This window comes from Streptomyces sp. SID5464 (assembly GCF_009862985.1).
Lineage (GTDB): Bacteria > Actinomycetota > Actinomycetes > Streptomycetales > Streptomycetaceae > Streptomyces > Streptomyces chartreusis_D.
On sequence record NZ_WWIQ01000049.1, the window covers coordinates 220864 to 221247 of the forward strand.

Sequence of the window (384 nt, forward strand, 5' to 3'; positions counted from 1 at the left end):
GTGGTGGAGGAGGTGCACGCGGCCGGCGGTGTCTACATCGCGGACGAGGTCCAGTCGGGATTCGCCCGGCTCGGGGAGTCGATGTGGGGCTTCAGCCGCCACGGGGTGCTGCCGGACATCGTGACCATGGGCAAGCCGATGGGCAACGGCCTGCCGATCTCGGGTGTGGTCTTCCGCCCGGAGGTCTGCGAGGAGTTCGGACGCAACGTCCGCTACTTCAACACCTTCGGAGGCAGCTCGATCCCCGTGGCCGCCGGCGCCGCGGTGCTGGACGTCTTCGAGAAGGAGAACGTGCAGCAGCGCGTCCTGGAGAACGGCAACGCTCTGCGCGCGGGGCTGCGGGAGATCACCAAGGATTCCCCGTACGTCGCCGAAGTCCGCGGC

1 protein-coding gene is annotated in these 384 nt (G+C 68.8%); it reads left to right on the plus strand.

Going from position 1 to position 384, the window contains the following annotated elements; translation table 11 throughout:
* On the plus strand, positions 1 to 384 hold a 384-nt coding region (locus GTY47_RS24055; protein ID WP_040904190.1), incomplete at both ends, for an aminotransferase class III-fold pyridoxal phosphate-dependent enzyme.